General features: G+C 62.1%; 13 protein-coding genes. 7 read left to right on the forward strand and 6 right to left on the reverse strand.

Annotation, left to right across the window (positions count from 1 at the left end; translation table 11 throughout):
• Positions 1 to 249: 249 nt before the first annotated feature.
• The 3 genes from HU767_RS03595 to HU767_RS03605 all read right to left on the reverse strand — a co-directional run bounded on the left by HU767_RS03595 (position 250) and on the right by HU767_RS03605 (position 7,723).
• Positions 250 to 4,923 carry a DUF6543 domain-containing protein gene (locus HU767_RS03595; RefSeq protein ID WP_186728533.1) on the reverse strand — a complete coding sequence of 1,558 codons (4,674 nt, stop codon included), beginning with the start codon at positions 4,921 to 4,923 and terminating at the stop codon, positions 250 to 252.
• Positions 4,924 to 5,036: 113 nt separating this feature from the next.
• Complete coding sequence (locus HU767_RS03600; RefSeq protein WP_186704880.1) at positions 5,037 to 5,762, reverse strand: FadR/GntR family transcriptional regulator; 726 nt, start codon at positions 5,760 to 5,762, stop codon at positions 5,037 to 5,039.
• 224 nt (positions 5,763 to 5,986) lie between these two features.
• The gene (locus tag HU767_RS03605) at positions 5,987 to 7,723 is read right to left on the reverse strand and encodes an IlvD/Edd family dehydratase (RefSeq protein ID WP_186728534.1); all 1,737 of its coding nucleotides are present in this window, start codon (positions 7,721 to 7,723) and stop codon (positions 5,987 to 5,989) included.
• A gap of 193 nt (positions 7,724 to 7,916) precedes the next feature.
• Between HU767_RS03605 and HU767_RS03610 the strand changes: the two genes are divergently transcribed.
• From HU767_RS03610 to HU767_RS29035, 7 genes are all read left to right on the forward strand, one after another.
• The gene (locus tag HU767_RS03610) at positions 7,917 to 9,239 is read left to right on the forward strand and encodes an MFS transporter (RefSeq protein ID WP_186728535.1); all 1,323 of its coding nucleotides are present in this window, start codon (positions 7,917 to 7,919) and stop codon (positions 9,237 to 9,239) included.
• Positions 9,240 to 9,446: 207 nt separating this feature from the next.
• On the forward strand, positions 9,447 to 10,439 hold the full coding sequence (gene araD1 / locus HU767_RS03615; RefSeq protein ID WP_186728536.1) for an AraD1 family protein: 993 nt from the start codon (positions 9,447 to 9,449) through the stop codon (positions 10,437 to 10,439).
• A gap of 12 nt (positions 10,440 to 10,451) precedes the next feature.
• Positions 10,452 to 12,032, forward strand: a complete 1,581-nt coding sequence (locus tag HU767_RS03620) for an aldehyde dehydrogenase (NADP(+)) (RefSeq protein WP_186728537.1) — start codon at positions 10,452 to 10,454, stop codon at positions 12,030 to 12,032.
• A gap of 238 nt (positions 12,033 to 12,270) precedes the next feature.
• Positions 12,271 to 12,567, forward strand: a complete 297-nt coding sequence (locus HU767_RS03625; RefSeq protein WP_186728538.1) for a DUF5629 family protein — start codon at positions 12,271 to 12,273, stop codon at positions 12,565 to 12,567.
• Positions 12,554 to 13,729 carry a lactonase family protein gene (locus HU767_RS03630; RefSeq protein WP_186728539.1) on the forward strand — a complete coding sequence of 392 codons (1,176 nt, stop codon included), beginning with the start codon at positions 12,554 to 12,556 and terminating at the stop codon, positions 13,727 to 13,729. Before HU767_RS03625 ends, HU767_RS03630 begins: the two co-directional genes overlap by 14 nt.
• 156 nt (positions 13,730 to 13,885) lie before the next feature.
• Positions 13,886 to 14,065, forward strand: coding sequence for a hypothetical protein (locus HU767_RS03635; protein WP_018611529.1), 180 nt, complete (start codon positions 13,886 to 13,888; stop codon positions 14,063 to 14,065).
• 173 nt (positions 14,066 to 14,238) lie between these two features.
• Positions 14,239 to 14,364, forward strand: a complete 126-nt coding sequence (locus tag HU767_RS29035) for a hypothetical protein (RefSeq protein ID WP_272971873.1) — start codon at positions 14,239 to 14,241, stop codon at positions 14,362 to 14,364.
• Between the two features lie 187 nt (positions 14,365 to 14,551).
• Here HU767_RS29035 and HU767_RS03640 read toward each other — a convergent pair whose 3' ends face one another.
• The 3 genes from HU767_RS03640 to HU767_RS03650 are packed head-to-tail and all read right to left on the reverse strand — an operon-like array spanning position 14,552 to position 20,033.
• Positions 14,552 to 15,154, reverse strand: a complete 603-nt coding sequence (locus HU767_RS03640) for a glutathione S-transferase (protein WP_186728540.1) — start codon at positions 15,152 to 15,154, stop codon at positions 14,552 to 14,554.
• Positions 15,151 to 18,792 carry an SbcC/MukB-like Walker B domain-containing protein gene (locus HU767_RS03645; protein WP_186728541.1) on the reverse strand — a complete coding sequence of 1,214 codons (3,642 nt, stop codon included), beginning with the start codon at positions 18,790 to 18,792 and terminating at the stop codon, positions 15,151 to 15,153. Before HU767_RS03645 ends, HU767_RS03640 begins: the two co-directional genes overlap by 4 nt.
• A complete protein-coding gene (locus HU767_RS03650) occupies positions 18,789 to 20,033 on the reverse strand; it encodes an exonuclease SbcCD subunit D C-terminal domain-containing protein (RefSeq protein WP_186704889.1) in 1,245 nt (414 codons plus the stop codon). Before HU767_RS03650 ends, HU767_RS03645 begins: the two co-directional genes overlap by 4 nt.
• Between the last annotated feature and the right edge of the window lie 134 nt (positions 20,034 to 20,167).

The following is a 20,167-nucleotide window of genomic DNA, read 5'->3' on the forward strand; positions in this document are numbered from 1 at the left end:
GGAGCGAGGTTGCTCGCGATAGCGGTGTGACAGTCAATGAAGGTGTTGAATGTCCGTCCGCCATCGCGAGCAAGCTCGCTCCCACAGGCTTTTTGTCGCTCAGGTACTGATCATTCCTGCCTAAACACACCCTCTGTGGCGAGGGAGCTTGCTCCCGCTGGACTGCGAAGCAGGCCCCTCGGGCGGTCGCTGCGCAACCGAGCGGGAGCAAGCTCCCTCGCCACGATCACACCCGCTTGAAGTGAACCATCAGGGCGCCAACGGCAGAAACTTGTCGCGGGCCAAGGATTTGCCAATCTGCCCGCGATGCACGTTCACCACCGCATAGGGGCTGTCCGCCTTGGCGAGCAGCGAATGATAGTGCTCCCGACGCTGCTCCTTGGTCTTGAGATGGGCGACGCTGTAATCGGCTTTCGGCGTCCCGGCGGTTTCGTAGTGAAAATGCGCGTACCAGAGAGGGAAGCCGTTACGGTCGTTGATCGCGTATTCCTGCAGGAAGTCCTTGCGGGTTCCTTTCAAGGCTTTGCGTTCGCCCAGTCGCGCAACTTGTATCAGGTTCTTTTCGAACAGGTAGCGAAGGTTGCCATCGGTGGGAGGCAGTTGCAGGCTCAGCTCGGTGCGCAGGGCGCTGCCCTTGGCCTTCAGGTGGGTGATGGCATCTGCCAGCTGTTTGACCAGCGCCTGTTCAGCGGCAGTCGCCGGTGTTTTCGACAACGTCAGGGCGCGATCCAATTCCTCTGCCAGTTTTGCGAATCTACTCGCCTCGTTGTTCATGATCTCCTCGATTTCCTGAGGATGACGGCAGCGTTTTTTGTAGCCTTCGGCCCGGCGCAAGCGTTCATCCAATTCATCGAGCAGTTTTTGCGCGTCAGCCCTGATTGCCTTGACCGGTCGAGTGCTTGGGGAGGGCGCTGGGCGGCGTACTTCGATGACATCCCAGACATCGTCATGACGCGAATAGGACGCCAGCACGGTGTCCTCGACCTGGGAGCGCAGCTCGACGACGTCGATCGGCATGCTCTCGTCGGCTGGTTTCAGATCACCGATCAGCACACCGTTTTTGCGGGTATTGATCACTTTTTTTCGAAGGCGCCCGGTAGCCGTTCCGGTGTGCTGGGGCGGTCGCTTGCGTGGGTTGGGCTCAGGCTTGACGGCGGCGGCCAGTTGGCGGGAAGCGTCCTGGTAGAGACTGTCGAGCACCTTCAGCAGCCGGTCGAAATGAAATTCGTCAATGTCGTCCGCGTAAAGCGTCTTTATGCCGTGCAAGGCGTCCAACGTCTTGCCGTATTGTTCGCTCAGGCTTTCCAGGACCTCGAACTGTTCCGACGGGGAGAGTTCATGCAGGCCCAGGTCGGCGTGCGAGCGTACCTGTACGGCCACGGAACCAAGGATGCGCCGCAGGCTATCGGGCAAATCGCCGTTGGGGTTTTTGATCGCCAGCATAGGCAGTGTCGACAATAGCATGGCTTTTGATGCTAACGAATTCCTCTCATCCAACGGTCGGTCGCGGGTGAGGCGTTCGTATGCGCGAGCGCCCGCGGAATCCAGATTCAGTAGTTTTTCCAGGTATTCGTCTTTGAGGTCCAGCCAGTGAATCGAACGATCAAGGAGCTCACTCGAGCTATCGAGGAACTTCAGATAACCAGGCAAATTTGCGACCACAAGCTCTGTGGCAGTCTCATCCGAGAATTGACGATTAGCAATGATCAAGGCTCTATGCTCGGCGTCAACGATCAGGAAGGCCTTGCGGGCGTTGTTGATCACATTCTCCATCAGCCCGCGGATGCTTGGGGTGGGTAGGTCGATTCCCAGCCTGGCGCGTTCCGGCGCGCTGTCCAGCAGTTTGAGGTAACCGTCAGTCTGCGCGTTGAGCAGGTCGTAAAACACCTTGCGTCTTGGCGCGCGCTGCTCCTCGGTATACGTGCTGCCTTGCTCGAGCCGGACCATGACCTGTTGGGCCACGTCCAAGGCCTTTTGCCGTTCGGCCTCCTGGGCCATGTGCGTCTTCAATTCATCGACCAATTCGATTGTTCTTTCTACGTTGAGGCGCCGCTGTTCGGCCATTCGTCTGGGAGGCATTCCGCCGCGCAAGCGCAAACCCAGATCCAGCGACCAATTGCCCTGATTATCCGATTGCAGTTGTGGCCCCCCTCCTGACGGGGCGAGGGGATCGATGATCGTCACACTGGCGTCCGATTCTGTGTTGACGCGATACAGGTTGCGGTCCACCAGGGCGTGCCATTTGTTGTCGATCACGTACAAACCGGTAAACGGACCATTTTCAATCGGTTCGGGCAATGATGCGGGGCGTGGTACCTGCATGCGTCGCAACTGGGCCGACTGCTCCGGTGTCAGTCGATGACGGGCGTTGGCGAAGCTCAGGTCCAGCGTGCGGCTGGCGGCCACGGATTGTTCGCCGGGCAAGGCAATGGGGCCTTCCTGAAAGTTCGGCAGTTCCGGCGCGGGCCATTGCTCGGCAAGGAGGCGCGGCGCGGGGGCACGCATTGCCTGGTCCCTGACTCGTACGGGCACGGCGGGGCGAGAGGGCACTGCGGCCGAGGGAAGCTGAGCCACGAGCATCACCAGGTTGACCAACAGGTCGACAGCGGCGAGTTCACGGGTCGCCGAGTCGTCACTGAGCAGCGCCGGGATGTCTTGGCTGGCGCTGGCCATCAGGCTCCATAGCCAGACACTGGCCATGGCCGGGCCACGCAGTAACGGAAACAACAGGGTGTTGAACAGCAGGCTGCCGCCCTTGAGGTACACGGCCCAGCGGCTTTCGCTGTTGGACACTGCGGATCGGTCGGCCTGGGTCACCAGGGCCCGGGCATTGCAGCCGTAGAGGTACTGCATCAACTCACCTTTGTGCAGGTATTGCAGCAACTCATCATTGGCGCCGTCCATAGCCAGTGTCGCCGGAGCGGGTTTTTCAGGAGCACTGAATTCGTCGCCCTGGAAAAAACGCACGATGTGCGGCTCCAGGAAGCCACCATTGGCATAGACCGGGCGAGCGTCGTCGGACAGCCAGGTCAAGATGCTGTCCTGCAAATCCCCACCGCTGACGACAGCCTGCAACAGTGCTTCTCGGGTAGTGAACTCCGTCAACGCGGGCGCATACAAGGGGCGATACAAAAGGTGCGGCCCCGTGTTGATGTCTTGTGCTTCGACGATGAACATGTTGGTCACAAGGTCGGGGCGAGCCTGGGGCTTGCGCAGGAAAGCCAGGTGCCGAATGACCACGGGGCGGCCGTCCACCTGCCGACCCTCGGCGTCGGGCTGCAGCAGCGCCTCGATCAGTCGCAGCCCTTGGCGGGTCATGCCATTTTTTTGGTTGAGCATGTCCAGCAGCGCCTCAAGGGGCAACTGCGCCGGGATCTGCTCGGCAAACATACGTTGATATTCCTGCGCCTGGAGCGAATCGCCCAACAACTCCTGTTGCAGGTAGCGAGGGTATGTGGTGCCGATATCGACTTGCTCGATCAGCCCGTCCTTGCGGGTAATGAAGTCCAGCGTCAGCCATGCAGGCAACGCCAGGCCCTGGCGATGGCTGAGCTGCACATGACCACTGGGGCGTGCGACGAGATTGTCGATGGCCAGCCGAGTCAGGCTCATCGTTCGTTTCTCGCTGATGCCGGCCGTTCCGGGGAACCCCGCAGAGACGGTAAAAGTCAGTTCCACATCGTCGGGTTGGAAGTGGCTGGGGGTTGTCTTGGCCGGGCTGCTGTCGTTGGCCTTGTGCATCTGGGTGAGTAAAGCGTCGGTCGTGAATGCCTTGATGTCACTCAGATGGGTTCGGCCCTGATCGCGCTTCTTGACGCTGGCCAGCGCCAGGCTGTAGCGCTGGAACCGGGTCTGGTCGACGAGGGAGGCCTTTTTCAACCAGTCGGGGAGCAGTGGCTTGAGTCGTGTCGAGGTTTCAGGCGTGAGGCGCGGTGTGTCGTCCAGATAACGGGCCGGGCCACTCAGCTCGTCATAGAGTGCGTCGAGGCTTTGCAGGCCAATACGCGAGGGCAATTGCACCGCCTTCAAGTCGGCCAACTGCTGCTCCAGGATACTGGCGGCTTGGGTGTCGAACACATTGCCGCTGATTTCGTAGCGCCGGCAGGTGAGGGTATCGACCACATAGCGGCTGGCGATCTGATCACGCCAATGGTGATGGAAGGCTTCCATGGAAGCGAAGGACTGCACGGGGCTGCCGGGGTTGCAAAGCAGGATGACGAGCCCGTTAGGGGTGTAATGAAGCAAGAGGATATCGTTGCTCGGCAGGATCGTGCTGCTGGCGCCTTGGGTGAGCGTGCTTTCCAGGCTGTAGGCGTAGACGGGAGAGGTATTGCGGCTGAAACGTGCGGCACGGTCGGGCCAGCGGGCGAGTTGATCAAGGGTTTCACGGGCCGGCTCAGTGAGGCCTGGCTGTTGCAGCGCGCGGATCTGCAACAGGTTATGGAGGGTGTCGCTGAGCCATTGCCAGCGGCTGGCGGGCGTGGCGTGGGTGCCGATATCAGCGTTCCAATAGCGGGTCAATGCGTCTTCCAGCACGATCGGTATACGCCAGGGCAATTCAAGCAATAGCTTTTCGAGGACCTTCATGTCCGGTTTCTGAGTGCCTGACCACAGACGCTGTGGAGGGACGTCGGAAAGATAACAGTCAAGGTTGCCCCGTGGACTGAGATCCAAGGGCGTACCGAAGGCCAGGTAATCGAGCACCAGCGGCATGAAGGGCTGAAAACTCCAGCTGCGGGCAGTTGCATCCGGTACCGCGAGGCGTGTCTTGGAGAGGTCGATAATCAGCGACGGGTAGTGGGCCTTGATGGCCTGCTCAAGTGTTCGCTGCGCGATCTGCGCGAACGTTGGACGATCGGCGAATTGCCGGCTGACATTTTGTGCAAGCGCAGAGAGGCTGTCGACTGGGGTGGGTGAGGTCATGAGAAATCCTTTTCCTGAACGCGTGGCCGTCGGAATGACGACCAGCGTCGAGTGTCAGGATTTCCGTCTTCTGTGGGCGGTATATAGATACCACCCATTGAGCGAGGATGGTGTCAGGCCTGAACGGGATCGCTGCCCAGCACTACATTCAACGCGCTGCGGGCATCGTCCAGTTGCACCAGCGTGGCATGGCGGGCGCCGAGGGCGTCGCGATTCTCGATGGCAGTGAGGATCGCCTTGTGCCGCGGCATCGCCAGTTCATGCAGGTTGGGCCGCTGGTTGGAATGCTTGAGGGCTTCGGCGATGGCCACCGACAACATGTTGCAGAGGTTGGCGAGCAGGTCGTTGTGGGTGGCTTCGGCGATGCGGCTGTGGAAGTCCAGGTCCGGTTGCAGCAGGGCTTCAGGTGTCGGGGCCGCTTCCATGCGCTGGTAGGCTTCGTTGATGGCAGCGATGTCCTCGTCGGTGGCGAACTGGGCGGCGAGGGCGGCGGCGGCCGGTTCGATGATGCTGCGCACGCTGGTCAGCAGGCTGAAGAATTCGTTCTGCGGACTGCTCTGCATCAACCAGTGCAGGACGTCCGGATCGAGCATGTGCCATTCACGGCGGGCCTTGACCACCGTCCCCACCCGCGGACGCGAATACACCAGGCCCTTGGCGACCAGCACTCGCGTGGCTTCGCGCAGCACCGGGCGGCTGACCGCATACTCTTCGCACAACAAGGCTTCGGCGGGCAGTTTATCGTCCGGTTTGAAACGCCCGGAGACGATCTGCATGCCCAGTTCCTGGACGATGCGCGCGTGCATGCTTTTGCGGTCGGAGGGTTTGCGGTAATCCATGGGGCGCTGCGCGATCCTGTGGGAGGGGAGTGTTGCGCATGATAGCAGGCGCGGCGATGGCGGGTCGCTAGTGCGAGTTTTTGATGTGGACGCGGATCCAATGTGGGAGCGGGCTTGCTCGCGAAAGCGGTGTATCAGTTAACAACTATGTGTCTGATACAGTGCTTTCGCGAGCAAGCCCGCTCCCACATTCAGATCATCCAATCCTTACCGGTCGATTTGGGTCAGTGAGAGTGACGCGGCACCTCGGCGCCGCGACAGCCCACCAGGAAGTCGAAGTCGCAGCCCTGGTCCGCTTGCAGCACATGGTCGATGTACAGCTGGCGGTAGCCACCCACCAACAGCTGCTGCGGTGGCGCGAGGTCGGCCAGGCGCGCGGCGAGTTCGGCGTCGGGGATGTCCAGGTGCAGGCGGCCGCTGGCGCAGTCGAGCTCGATCCAGTCGCCTTCCTTCACGGCGGCCAAAGGCCCGCCGGCTGCGGCTTCCGGCGCCACGTGCAGCACCACCGTGCCGTAGGCGGTGCCGCTCATGCGTGCGTCGGAAATCCGCACCATGTCCGTCACACCCTGGGCCAGCAGCTTGGCCGGCAAGCCCATGTTGCCCACCTCGGCCATGCCCGGATAACCCTTCGGCCCGCAGTTTTTCATCACCAGGATCGAGTTGGCGTCCACGTCCAGTTCCGGGTCGTTGATCCGGGCCTTGTACTCGTCGAAATTCTCGAATACCACCGCACGGCCGCGATGCTGCATCAGTTCGGCGGTGGCGGCGGAGGGCTTGAGCACCGCGCCCAATGGCGCCAGGTTACCCCGCAGTACGCAGATACCACCGTCGGCGCGGATCGGGTTGTCCAGGGTGCGGATGACTTCGTCCTGGCCGTAGATCGGCGCGTCCTTGGTGTTGTCGCCGAGGCTCTTGCCGTTGACGGTCAAGGCGTTCGGATGGGGAATCAGGTTCGCTTCGCCAAGGCGCCGCAGCACGGCGGGCAGGCCGCCGGCGTAGTAGAACTCTTCCATCAGGAAGCGCCCGGACGGTTGCAGGTCGACAATGGTCGGCATGCCACGGCCGATGCGGGTCCAGTCGTCCAGGTCCAACTGCACGCCGATGCGTCCGGCGATGGCCTTGAGGTGGATCACCGCGTTGGTCGAGCCGCCAATAGCCGCGTTGACGCGAATGGCGTTTTCGAAGGCTTCCTTGGTCAGGATCTTCGACAGTTTCAGGTCTTCACGGACCATTTCCACCGCACGCATGCCGGACATATGGGCCAATACATAACGACGGGCGTCCACGGCCGGAATCGCGGCGTTGTGGGGCAGGGAAGTGCCGAGGGCTTCGGCCATGCAGGCCATGGTCGAGGCCGTGCCCATGGTGTTGCAGGTACCGGCCGAGCGGGACATGCCGCCCTCGGCCGCGAGGAAATCATCGATGGTGATGGTGCCGGCCTTGACCTGCTCGCTCAACTGCCAGACCACGGTGCCCGAGCCAATGTCCTGGCCCTTGTGCTTGCCGTTGAGCATTGGCCCGCCGGTCACGACGATGGCCGGTACATCACAGCTGGCGGCGCCCATCAGCAGCGCCGGAGTGGTCTTGTCGCAACCGGTGAGCAGCACCACGCCGTCGATGGGGTTGCCGCGAATCGCCTCTTCCACGTCCATGCTCGCCAGGTTGCGGGTCAACATGGCGGTGGGGCGCAGGTTCGATTCGCCGTTGGAGAACACCGGGAATTCCACGGGGAAGCCCCCGGCCTCGATCACGCCGCGCTTGACGTGTTCGGCGATCTGCCGGAAGTGCGCGTTGCACGGCGTCAGCTCCGACCAGGTGTTGCAGATACCGATGATCGGCTTGCCGTGGAACTGATGGTCGGCGATGCCCTGATTTTTCATCCAGCTGCGGTACATGAAGCCGTTTTTGTCGGCGGTGCCAAACCATTGGGCCGAGCGCAGGGAGGGTTTCTTATCAGACATGATCGATTCTCTTATTGTATGACTATATTGTTCTAGCTGAAGCGTAACATAAGCGCAATTTGTGCGGTTTGGAAGTGTTGTTGGGTAAATAGTATTACTATATAGTCCGATTCAACGGAGGGATTGTCCTGGCGGTCATTCGCGAGAGAAATCCCCCGAGGTTCTATAACAACAACAATCGGAGACCGGTCCCATGAGCCAGGAACTGCGGCTTATTCGTCGCATCACCCTCAAACTGATTCCCTTCCTGATCCTGCTGTACCTGATCGCCTACGTGGACCGCTCTGCGGTGGGCTTTGCCAAGCTGCACATGGGCGCCGACATCGGCATCGGCGACGCGGCCTACGGCCTGGGCGCCGGGCTGTTTTTCATCGGTTATTTCCTGCTGGAAATCCCCAGCAACCTGATGCTGGAACGCTTCGGTGCCCGGCGCTGGTTCGCCCGGATCATGATTACCTGGGGCGCCATCACCATCGGCATGGCGTTCGTGCAAGGGCCCTACAGCTTCTATGTGATGCGCTTTTTGCTGGGCGCGGCCGAAGCCGGGTTCTTCCCGGGCGTGCTGTACTACATCACCCAATGGTTCCCGGTGCGCCATCGCGGCAAGATTCTGGGCCTGTTCATTCTCTCCCAGCCCATCGCGATGATGATTACCGGCCCGGTATCCGGCGGCTTGCTGGGCATGGACGGCATCCTTGGCCTCCATGGCTGGCAATGGCTGTTCATTGTCATCGGTCTGCCGGCGGTGCTGTTGACCTGGCCGGTGCTGCGCTACCTGCCGGATGGCCCGCAACAAGTGAAATGGATGGACCAGGCCGAGAAGGACTGGCTGACCGGTGAGCTGAAAAAAGACCTGGAGGAATACGGACAGACCCGCCATGGCAATCCGCTGCATGCCCTCAAGGACAAGCGTGTGTTGCTGCTGGCGCTGTTCTACCTGCCAGTGACCTTGAGCATTTATGGTCTGGGCCTGTGGTTGCCGACGCTGATCAAGCAGTTCGGCGGCAGCGATCTGGTGACCGGTTTCGTGTCATCGGTGCCTTACATTTTCGGCATCGTCGGCCTGCTGATCATTCCCCGCAGTTCCGACCGCTTGAACGACCGCTACGGTCACCTGGCCGTGTTGTACGTGCTGGGCGCCATCGGCCTGTTCCTCAGCGCCTGGTTGTCGGTGCCGGTGTTGCAATTGGCGGCGCTGTGCCTGGTGGCGTTCGCGCTGTTTTCCTGCACGGCGGTGTTCTGGACCTTGCCGGGACGGTTCTTTGCCGGCGCCAGTGCGGCGGCGGGCATCGCGCTGATCAACTCGGTGGGCAACCTGGGTGGCTACATCGGTCCGTTCGTGATCGGTGCGCTGAAGGAGTACACCGGCAACCTGGCTTCGGGGCTGTATTTCCTGTCCTGTGTGATGGTGTTTGGCTTGGTGTTGACGGGCGTGGTCTATCGCCTGCTGGAGCGCAAGCATGTGTTGCCGGCGGATCAGTTTGCCGCCAGCGCCCGGGGAGCGACACGTACCTGAACTTATTGCAATTGTGGACGAGAGCTTTTGTGGCGAGGGAGCTTGCTCCCGCTCGACTGCGCAGCAGTCGCAAAACACGCGCTGTGTTTTGCCTGAATGAACGCGGCGCCTGGAGTTGGGGGTGCTTCGCCCCCCTAGCGGGAGCAAGCTCCCTCGCCACAAAAGCCTGCTACGCCTATTCATGTTTTGTTTACAGGGAGAAAACCCATGCGTTTAGTTCAGTTCGAATTGAGTAACGGCGAACGCCGCGTCGGTGTGGTCGAAGGCGATCAAGTGCGCGAAGTGCAGGGCGCCGGCACCGTGCGCGAGCTGGCGCTGGCGGCCATCGAGGCGGGTGTGAAGCTTGAGCAGCAGGTCAACGGCCTGGGCCTGGGGGCGAGCCATGACTACGCGCAGTTGCTCGGCGAGCTGCGCATCCTGCCGCCGCTGGATCACCCCGATCCGGCCCACCTGTTGGTCAGCGGCACCGGCCTCACCCACCTGGGCAGTGCCTCGGCCCGGGACAAGATGCACCAGCAGGCCGGTGACGAAGCGACCATGACCGACACCATGCGCATCTTCAAGTGGGGCGTGGAGGGCGGCAAGCCCCAGGCCGGGCAGGCCGGTGTGCAACCGGAATGGTTCTACAAGGGCGACGGCAGCATTGTCGTCCGTCCGGGCCATCCGTTTCCGTTGCCGCCGTTCGCCGAAGACGCCGGCGAAGAGCCGGAAATCAGCGGCCTGTATGTCATCGGTCACGATGGCAAGCCGTATCGCCTGGGCTTTGCCGTGGGCAACGAGTTTTCCGACCATGTGATGGAGCGCAAGAATTACCTGTACCTGGCCCATTCGAAATTGCGCAGTTGCAGTTTTGGCCCGGAACTTCGCGTGGGTGAACTGCCTCAACATCTGTCCGGGACCAGTCGTATCCTGCGCAACGGCGAAGTGTTGTGGCAGAACGAATTCCTCAGTGGCGAGGCGAACATGTGCCACAGCCTCGAAAACCTGGAATTCCACCACTTCAAATACAGTCAGTTCCTGCGCCCGGGGGACGTCCACGTACACTTCTTCGGCACCGCGACGCTGTCGTTCGCCGATGGCATCCGCACCCAGCCGGGGGATGTGTTCGAAATCAGCCAGGCGGAGTTCGGCGCGCCGCTGGTCAACGGTATTGCCCCGGTGGACGCGGTGTTCAATCCGGGTACTATCGGCACACTTTAAAGGAGACTTGCGATGAACCAGATCCTTGGCCACAACTACATCGGCGGGGCGCGCAGCGCGGCCGGCCAGACCCGCCTGCAGAGCGTCGACGCCAGCACCGGCGAGGCCTTGCCCCATGCATTCGTCCAGGCCACGGCCGAAGAAGTCGATGCCGCCGCCAAGGCCGCTGCCACGGCATACCCGACCTATCGCAGCCTGAGTGCGGCGCGTCGGGCCGAGTTCCTCGAAGCCATTGCCGATGAACTGGACGCCTTGGGCGATGACTTCGTCGCCGTGGTCTGCCGTGAAACCGCGCTGCCAGCGGCGCGGATCCAGGGCGAGCGCGGGCGTACCAGCGGCCAGATGCGTCTGTTCGCCAAGGTCCTGCGCCGTGGTGATTTCTACGGCGCGCGCATCGACCGCGCCTTGCCGGAGCGCACGCCGCTGCCGCGTCCGGACCTGCGCCAGTACCGCATCGGCCTCGGCCCGGTGGCGGTGTTCGGCGCCAGTAACTTCCCCCTGGCATTCTCCACCGCCGGTGGTGATACCGCAGCGGCGCTGGCCGCCGGTTGCCCGGTGGTGTTCAAGGCCCACAGCGGCCACATGGCCACGGCAGAACACGTCGCCGACGCGATCATTCGCGCCGCCGAGAAAACCGCGATGCCGGCCGGTGTGTTCAACATGATCTATGGCGGTGGCGTCGGCGAATGGCTGGTCAAGCATCCGGCGATCCAGGCCGTGGGTTTCACCGGTTCCCTCAAGGGCGGGCGTGCCCTGTGCGACATGGCGGCCGCGCGGCCCCAGCCGATCCCGGTGTTCGCCGAAATGTCGAGCATCAACCCGGTGATCGTATTGCCCCAGGCGCTGGAAACCCGCGCCGAAAGCATCGCTCGCGACCTGACCGCCTCGGTGGTGCAGGGCTGCGGCCAATTCTGTACCAACCCGGGCCTGGTGATCGGCATTCGCTCGCCGCAGTTCACCGCCTTCACCCAACAGGTGGCCGCGCTGATCGGCGACCAGTCTGCCCAGACCATGCTCAACGCCGGCACGCTGCAAAGCTACGGCAAGGGCCTGCAAAAGCTGCTGGCGCACCCGGGCATCGAACACTTGGCCGGGCGCGAGCAACAGGGCAACCAGGCCCAGCCGCAGTTGTTCAAGGCCGACGCCAGCCTGTTGATCAACGGTGACGAGGCGCTGCAAGAAGAGGTCTTTGGCCCGACCACGGTGTTTGTCGAAGTCGCCGACCAGGCGCAACTGACCGCCGCGCTGAACGGCCTGCACGGCCAACTCACCGCGACGATGATTGGCGAGCCGGCGGATTTCGAACAGTTCGGCGAACTGACGCCGTTGCTGGAGCAGAAGGTCGGCCGCATCTTGCTCAACGGTTACCCGACCGGGGTGGAGGTGTGTGATTCGATGGTGCACGGCGGGCCTTACCCGGCGACGTCCGATGCCCGTGGTACGTCAGTGGGCACCCTGGCGATCGATCGCTTCCTGCGTCCGGTGTGCTTCCAGAACTATCCGGACAGCCTGTTGCCGGAACCACTGAAGAACGCCAACCCGTTGGGGATCCAGCGGTTGGTGGATGGGGTGCCGGGGCGCGAGGCGCTCTGAGGGTTGCGGTGAGGCAGATGCATTCAAGTTGAATGTGTCGGCCTCTTCGCGAGCAAGCCCGCTCCCACAGGGGATCTCCAGTGAATGCAAAATTTGTGTTTGCTGGAAATCCAACTGTGGGAGCGGGCTTGCTCGCGAAGGCGATCTACCAGTCTAAGTTGCTTTCGAACCTTATGGCCCAAGGCCCACGCCCACATTGGGTTATCATGGCCACTTTCCCAATGACCGACTGATCACCATGACTGCCGTAACCGACACCCTGCTGCATGCCCTTGAAACCTGCGACATGCTCATCATCGACGGGCTGCATGCGTTCGATTTTTTCCTCGACGAACAGAACCAATTGCACGTCGAGTGCATGAACGGTCGCACCCGCGAGCATTGGCGTTTCACACCGGCGCAAATGCAGGCCGCGACCTTCGATACAACCTGCAATCACTGGGTTATCACCAGTGATTCGGGTGATCATCACCTGGAATGCGTAGAGGCATTCGGCGGCGACGACGATGAGGACGACGAAGATGAAAGTGCGTAGTTTCTGGCCGCTGTTGATGGCCGGCACCTTGGGCGCCATGGGCGTCCAGGCGGACACCGAAGAACGTCATCAACTGCTGGTGGGCTCCTACACCGCCGGTCAGAGCCAAGGCATCTACCGGTTGCAGTTCGACAGCCGCACCGGCCAGATCGACGCCAACCCGTTGCAAGTGATCAAGACAGACAACCCTTCATGGCTGACCCTGTCCAAGGACATGACCCGGCTGTTCGTGGTCAACGAAAACGGGCCGGGCCAAGAAGACCCGGTGGGCAAGGTCAGCAGCTACGCCATCGACCCGAAGACCCATGCCATCAGCCTGATCAACCAAATGCAATCCCTGGGCAACGAACCGACCCATTCGAGCTTGAGCCACGACGGCCAGCATTTGTTGGTCAGTAACTATTCCGTGCTGGAAAACCCGGGCGGCACCTTGGTGGTGCTGCCGGTGGGGGCGGACGGCAAGCTGGCGCCAGTGGTCCAATCGGGCAGCCATCAGCCGAGCCGGGTCAATCCCGAGCGGCAGAAATCCGCTCATGTACATTCCGCGGTGCCGTCACCAGACGGCAACTATGTGTTCGCCAATGACTTGGGGGCGGACAAGGTGTTTGTCTACCGCTACAACCCCAAGGCCAACCCCGAACTGCCGCTGACGCCTGCCGATCCGCCCTTCGTGCAACTGCCGCCGGGCAGCGGGCCGCGCCATCTGTTGTTCAGTAGCGATGGCAAGCATGCCTGGTTGACGATGGAGATGACCGCTCAGGTCGCGGTATTCGATTACCAGGACGGCCGCCTGACCCAGCGCCAGTTGGTCGATCTGGCCGACGGCAAACCCCAGCCGGGTAAGGCAGCGGCAGCGTTGCATGCGTCCAGGGACGGCAAGTTCCTGTACGTCAGCAATCGTGGCACCACCAACGAAATGCTGGTGTTCGCTGTCGACCCGTCTTCTGGCACCTTGAAAGAAGTGCAACGACGCTCCGTCGAGGGTGATCACCCCCGGGAGTTCAGTCTCGATCCAAGCGAAAAATTCGTCCTGGTCGCCAATCAGAAAAGCAACCAGATCGTGGTTATCGAGCGCGACCCAAAGACCGGCCTGCTGGGCAAAACCGTTCAGAAACTGCCCATGGATGCGCCAAGCGATGTGAAATTCCTGGTGGGTCAATAACGCTCAGGCCCCGATTTCAGGGGCCTTCGCCGTTGTATCAACAAGACTGATAGTCGCTAGTATTACAAAGCATTTCAAGGCGAGACGCCTCGGCGCGTAAGTTTGCTTCACGGCCCCACCGGGCAAATCAGCCAACTGAATCCGAGGATTACCGCCATGAACCTGAATCTTTTTTCCGTGATCGCCGCTTCCGCCATCTCCGCCACCGTGGCATTGCCAGCCAGTGCCAGCATCGAGATCAGTGACAAGAAAAACCGCACCCAGAGCTACACCGAGAAGTACCTGCAACAAAGCGCCAACTTCTATGCGGCGCTGGACCACAAGACCCAACACTGAATAACGCTGACCCTTGAAGCCTGCGATCTTTTCGTTTCCTACCTGGATCCCGGGGGAGAGAAAAGATCGCAGGCTTCGTGCGTAGGGTTGAAAATCACCGTTGTGATATCACATGGCCATGTGTTTAAATTTGACGCTCGTTAATTGACTCCTTACCAATAAGGATCGACACCATGGCGATGCGTCTGGCAGTGATGCTGCTGTTCCTCTATTCCACCCCGATTGTCTCGGCGGCCCAGCCCGTTCCCGGTGAGCTGGAAGTTGCGCGTGAGCGATTGTTGAGTTTGTTGGGCGACTGATTGGATCAGACAGCAATGGGTTGCATGATTGCCTTTGTGGCGAGGGAGCTTGCTCCCGCTCGATTGCGTAGCAATCGCTAAAAGGGGGCTGCTGCGCAGCCCAGCGGGAGCAAGCTCCCTCGCCACAAAAGCCCCCTTAGCCATAGAAGCTCATTACCCACAAAAACCGCGCTAACTGGGCAAATGGTTACTTAGCCATGATCGCCACGAACAGCTCGGAATCCAGAAACCCCTGCAGCCAGTCCTGTAGCCGAGGGTAGGGCGCCTGGGCAAACCAGTCGCGGTCGACATGGGCGAACTGCCGTATGAAGGGCAGCACGGCCACGTCGGCCAGGCTCGGGTGCTCCGCCGCCAGGAATGGCCGGGCTTCAAGCAATGCCTCCAGTCTGCGCAGAAAATTTTCACCCTCGCTACGGTAATGTTCCTTCGAGTACTCGGGATGGCGTTCGGGGTATTTGTAGCGATTCAAGTGAAGCTTGAACACCCGGTCGTTTTCCTCGACCAACGCCGCTGTCAGCGCTTGACCTTCGGGGTCGTCCCGTAGCCTCCAGTCTTGCGGATCATGCAGGTCCAAGGCCCAGCTCATGATCTCCAGGCTTTCATCGATCACCCGGTTATCGACTTGCAGCACCGGCACCGTGCCTTTGCTGGAGAGGGCGAGCATCTCGGCGGGCTTGGCCTTCAGGCTGACTTCGACAATCGTCACCTCGACCGCGCTGTAGCGCAAGGCCAAGCGCGCCCGCATCGCATAGGGGCACCGACGGAAGGAGTAGAGCGTGGCGCAACTCATTTCACCTCCACCGTGCTCAACCCGTTGCCCTGGCGCCGCACCTGGATCTGCACCGGGATCCGCTCGTGCATTTCCTGCACGTGGGAGATCACCGCGACCTTGCGACCCTGGGCCTGCAAACCGTCGAGGGCGTCCATCGCCAGTTGCAGCGATTCGGGGTCGAGACTGCCGAAGCCTTCGTCGATGAACAGCGATTCGATCTTCAAGGTGCTGGACGCCATCGAGGCCAGGCCCAAGGCCAGGGCGAGGGAGACCAGGAAGGTTTCGCCGCCGGACAACGAATGCACCGAGCGCAGTTCGTCGCCCATTTCCGTGTCCATCACCAGCAACCCGAGCATGCTGCCGCCGCGCTTGAGCCGGTAGCGGCGCACCAGTTGCCGCAGTTGGGCATTGGCGTGGTGCACCAGCAAGTCGAGGTTGTAGGCCTGGGCCAGCTTGCGGAAACGATCACCGGTGGCCGAGCCGATCAGGGCATCGAGGCGTGCCCAGCGCTGGTATTCGGCGTAGGCCTGGTCGATCTGCTGGGCCAGGGCCTGGTTGGCGTTCTGCCGGCGCTGGTCCTCGGCCTGTTCGGCGCGCAGTTCGGCGCAACGCTGTTCACTGGCGGCGAATTGCGCTTGCAGCTCGGTGAGGGCTTCGGCGAGTTGCTCGGCGGCCAGGTTGCCGTTGTGCTGGGCCTGGTGATTGTGCAGGCGTTGCTCGCGTTCGGTGAGCAGGACTCGGGCCTGTTCGATGGCTTTTTCGCTGTTGAGCAAGCGCTGGCGCAACTGGCTGACCTGTTGCTCGTCCAGGCTGAGCAGGCTTTCGAGGGCGGCATCGTCCAGTTCAGGATGACCGGTGCGCCACTGCGCGATGCCCGTAGCCAGGGCTTGAAGCTCGTGTTCCAGGGATTGTGCCTGTTCCTGGCGGGCCTTGAGTTCGGCGGCCAGTTGCACGAGGTTGTTGCGCAATTGCTGCAACTGCTGATTGGCCGCTGCCTCGGCCTCCCGGGTCTGTTCGAGGCTCTGGTCGAGTTGTTGTTGCCAATGTTCGGCGCTGATGTGCTCACCGAGCAGTTGCGCGAGTTTTTCCTGGCCGGCCTGCTGTTGCTCGCTCAAGGTGCTGAATTGCACGCGGGCCGCGTCCAGTTGCTGGACGCGAGTCTGCTGGCGGTCCTGTTCTTTTTCCAGGGTCTGCTGGCGCTGGAGCTGTTCGCCCAGTTCGTCGCGTTGCTGGTCCAGTTGCGCCAGGCGCTGGGCGATCTGCTGGTCGAGCTGCAAGAAGGTCGCGGCGGGATCGCTGCGCAACGCCTGCAAGGTATCCGCCGGCAGCAGGGTGCTGAAGTGGCTCAATTCCTCGTCCAGGCGCTGGCGGTCGCGGGCCAGCGCTTGCTGCTGGTTGTCCAGGTGCTGTGAGGCCTGTTGGCTGGCGACTTCGGCCTCGCGCAGGCGCTGGCCCATCCGGGCGGCGTCTTGCTGCAGGGTCAGCAGGGCGGCTTGCCGTTGTTCGTCCTGGCTGATGTGCTGGTGCAGTTGGCTGTTCTGCTGGGCAAGCCAGGCGTCGCGCTTGCTCGAATCCTGGGCCAGCAGTTGCGCCGACAACGGGTGGGCTTCCAGGCTAGGCGCCAAGCCCTGTTGCTGGCTGGCGAGCTGCTCCTGCTGCTGTTTAAGCTCCTTGAGCTGGGCCATGACGCCGCTGTACTGCGCCCGTAGCTCGATGACTTTTTCATTGAGCAGTTCGACGGCTTTGCGGGCGTTGGCCTCTTCGGATTCATCGAAGCGCCCGAGGTTTTCCAGCAGGGCTTCGGGTTGATGATAAGGATGCTCGACGCTGCCGCACACCGGGCAGGGTTGCTTGTCCTGCAACTGGGCGCGCAGTTGCTCGACGCTTTCGCTGCGGGCCAGGCGCTGGCGTGCCAGCAGTTCGCGGGTCACGGTCAGGGCCTGCTCCGCGATGGTCAGTTCGGCCTTGGCTTCGCCGCCCTCACGCACCAAGCGGTCACGTTCCTGCAACGCCTGTTGCTGGCGTTGTTCGAGTTCGGCGCCGCGTTTGTCCAGCTCTAGCTGACTGGCCCATAGCCGGGTCAGTTCTTCGAACGCGCGCAGTTGCTTGCGGTTGTCTTGCAGCAAATTGCCGAGCAACTGGATCTGTTCGGCCACCGCGTCGGGCTCGGCGCCCGCTTCCTTGTACAGTACCTCGAGGTCTTGCCGGCGGCTGGCCAGTTCTTCGGCGGCGCGGGCGGCGCTGTGTTCCAAGGTGGCGAGTTCGGCCTGGCCCTGGTTCAGGCGATTGCCGATCAGCATCAGTTGTTGGAGGCGATCGCGATAGGCGTTCCAGGCGTCGCTCAGCGGCGCCAGGTGGGTGCTTTGCTCAAGTTCGCCGGCGATGCGCTGCAAGCGCTCGGCCACCTGTTTTTGCTGATCGAGCAAGGTATCGATGGTGCGCTGGCCTTCGGTGCACGCCTGTTGCGCCTGTTCCTGGCGCTCGGCGGCCTGGCTGGTGTCCTTGGCGAGGCGGGCCAGGCTGTTTTGCTCTTCAAAGGCCTGGCGCAGCAACGGCGCACAGTCGCTACTTTGTTGCCGGGCTGCGGCCTGTGCCAGTTGCGCGACGTCCAGGCGTTTTTCCAGTTCGGCCTGTTGTTCATGCAAGTCGATCTGCTGTTGGGTGAGCTGCTGGATCTGCCCGGCCAACGGGTCGAGCTGTCGGCGCAGTTCTGCCTGGCGGATGAATTGATGGCGCTGGGGTGCCAGTTGTTCCAGGCGGGTCAGTTTCAGGCGTTTGTCGGCCAGGGCGTCCCAATCGACCTGGGCCTGTTGCAACTGCTCGGCGGCACTGGCGTGTTCGTCCTGCAACTGGCGCAGGTCCCGCAGCCAGATGTGTTGCTGTTCCAGTTGCTTGAGCTGCGCCTGCTGGGTCTTGAGCTGCTGCTGGGCGTCGTTGAAGCGCTGGTCCAGCTCGGCCCGGGCTTCGGGAGCCAGCGGCGTGACGCCGCTGGCCTGGTCCTGCAATTGCCGGTGGCTGTCCTTGGCTTGTTTGGCCTTGTCGAAGGCGCGGCGGCCTAGGCGGGTATACAGGGCGGTGTCGGTGAGTTTTTCCAGCAGTTCGCTGCGGTCGTTGTCATCGGCCTTGAGGAACGCGCTGAACTCGCTCTGGGCCAGCAACACGGCGCGGGTGAACTGCTCGAAGTTCAGGCCCAGGGCGGCTTCGAGCTGGGTCTTGTATTCGCCTTTCTGGCTCGCCAGCAGTTGATCGTTGTCCAGGTCCCGCAGGCTCTGGCGGCTGGCTTGCAACTTGCCGCCGGCCTTTTCCCGGGCGCGATTGGCTTCCCAGCGGGCTCGATAGCGGCGCCCATCGATGCCACGAAAATCCACTTCGGCAAAGCCGTCGCCGGTGCCACGGCGCAACAGCGTGCGCGGGTCGCCCGTGGCGATCTCGCCATCGACGTCCGGCACCTTGGCGTCGCGACCGGTGTTGTTGAGGCGCGGCACGGCGCCGAACAGCGCCAGGCACAAGGCGTCGAGCAGCGTGCTCTTGCCGGCGCCCGTGGGGCCGGTAATGGCGAACAGGCCGGCGCTGGCCAAGGGCTCGGCGGTGAAATCGATTTCAAAAGGCCCGGCCAGGGACGCCAGGTTCTTCAGGCGGATCGCGAGAATCTTCATGGCTGCTCGCTCTCCATCTGCACGTCTTGCAACAGCACGGCAAAGTCCTTGAGGGTTTGTTCATCCACTTCGTTGCCGTAGGTGTCCTGCCAGGCGCGGCTGAACAGTTCCTGCGGGCTGAGCTGATCCAGCTCCACCAACGCACCGTCGTCATCGGCGCCGCCAGTGCCACCGTTGCCGGCGTACTCGGCGCCAATCCGTACCAGGCGCACGGCCTTGCCTTGCAACGCGGTTTCAACCTGGTGGCGCAGGTCTGGCTGTGGTTCGTCGAGGCGCACCCGCACCTCCAGCCAGGGTTGGCGCTGGATGTCGGCCAGCAGGTCGATGTCGGGCAGCTCCTTGAGTTGCCCGAGAATATCGGCCAGGGGGGCCGGGCCCAGGCGTTGCAGGTTGACGGCCCGGGGAATCAGGCGTGGTTCGACCTTGACCAGCGTCTCGCCGTCCAGCGTGACGTCGAGAATCTGGTGCTGGTAGCCAATCTCCGAGAACGACAGTGGGATTGGCGAGCCGCTGTAGCGGATACGTTCTTCACCGTTGACCTTCTGCGGCTTGTGCAAGTGGCCCAGGGCGACGTAGCTGATGCTCGGGCCGAACAGGCTGGCGGGCAGGGCCTCGGCGTTGCCGATGATCAGGCTGCGTTCGGAATCCTCGGACACCGAACCGCCGGCCATGTGCGCATGGCTGACGGCGATCAGCGCCTGGCCTTTCTTGCGCTTGCTGTTGGCGGCGGCGATCAGCCACTCATGCACCTGGCCGATGCCCCGCAGGTAGTCATCGCCCAATTGCGCGCCGGTGACTTCGGCGGGGCGCAGGAACGGCAGGGCCAGGCACCACGCCTTGACCTTGCCCTTGGCATCGGGCAGCGGCAATAACAGCCGCTCGACGTCCAATTGGCCGTCGTCCAGCCACAGCACCCGGCCCAAGGCGTGGGTGCGCAAGCGGCGCATCAGCGGCGCGGGCAATTCGATGCGCGAGCCGGAGTCGTGGTTGCCGGCGATCATCACGATGGTCAGGTTGGCGTTTTGTTCATGGGCGCTGACGATGAAATCGTACAGGCGTTCCTGGGCTTTGACCGGCGGGTTGACGGTGTCGAAGATGTCACCAGCGATCAGCAGCACGTCGGGTTTTTCCTGGCTCAGCTGACGCAGCAGCCAATCGAGGAAGCAGGCGTGTTCGAAATCGCGTTCCTGGCCGTGCAGATTTTGCCCCAGGTGCCAGTCGGAGGTGTGAAACAGACGCAAGGTGAACTCCAGAAACAGATGATGGCCGCGTTGAAGAGGAGGGCGGCTAAAAGAAGGGGAGTTTACTGGGAAACGGGGGGGAGGATCTGTTCAACTTCATTGGATCTATCTGAACACGACCCTGTGGCGAGGGA

It is taken from the genome of Pseudomonas sp. SWRI179 (assembly GCF_014268705.1).
Classification (GTDB): domain Bacteria; phylum Pseudomonadota; class Gammaproteobacteria; order Pseudomonadales; family Pseudomonadaceae; genus Aquipseudomonas; species Aquipseudomonas zanjanensis.